At 57.2% G+C, this 687-nt stretch carries 1 protein-coding gene; it reads left to right on the forward strand.

The window, feature by feature from the left end:
• On the forward strand, nucleotides 1-687 hold a 687-nt coding region (locus PY649_RS34805), incomplete at both ends, for an AMP-binding protein (RefSeq protein WP_285873614.1).

Below are 687 nucleotides of genomic sequence, written 5' to 3' on the forward strand. Positions count from 1 at the left end.
CCCGAGCCGCATGCCCTCGGCCTCACCCCCCGCCATCTCGCCTATGTCATCTATACCTCCGGTTCCACCGGGACACCAAAGGGCGTCATGGTCGAGCATGCGAGCGTGGCTCGTCTGTTCGAGGCGACACAGGACTGGTATGGCTTCACCGAACACGACGTCTGGTGCCTGTTTCATTCCATCTCGTTCGACTTTTCGGTGTGGGAATTGTGGGGCGCACTGCGCTATGGCGGACGTTTGATTGTCGTTCCGAGTAATACCGCCCGTTCTGCTCCCGACTTTCATGAGCTAGTCTGCAAGTCTAGCGTCACGGTTCTCAATCAGACCCCTTCGGCGTTTAAAGCTTTCATGAATGTAGAATGCCAGAGCAGTGTTCGAAGCCGCCTTCGATATGTGATTTTTGGTGGGGAGGCTCTGGAGCCGTCCATTCTGAAGCCGTGGTATGAACGGCATTCAGACGGCGCCCCGCAATTGATTAACATGTACGGCATCACGGAAGCGATCGTGCATGTAACCTATCGACCTCTTACTCATTCTGACACCTGCAACTCGGGTAGTCTGATCGGAGAGCCCATCCGCGATCTTCGAGTGTATCTTCTGGACGGGCATGGTGCGCCGGTGCCGTTCGGGGCGGTGGGTGAGCTTTATATCGGCGGGGCCGGTGTTGCGCGCGGCTATCTGAACCGG

This window comes from Rhizobium mayense, from assembly GCF_030272705.1.
Lineage (GTDB): Bacteria > Pseudomonadota > Alphaproteobacteria > Rhizobiales > Rhizobiaceae > Rhizobium > Rhizobium mayense.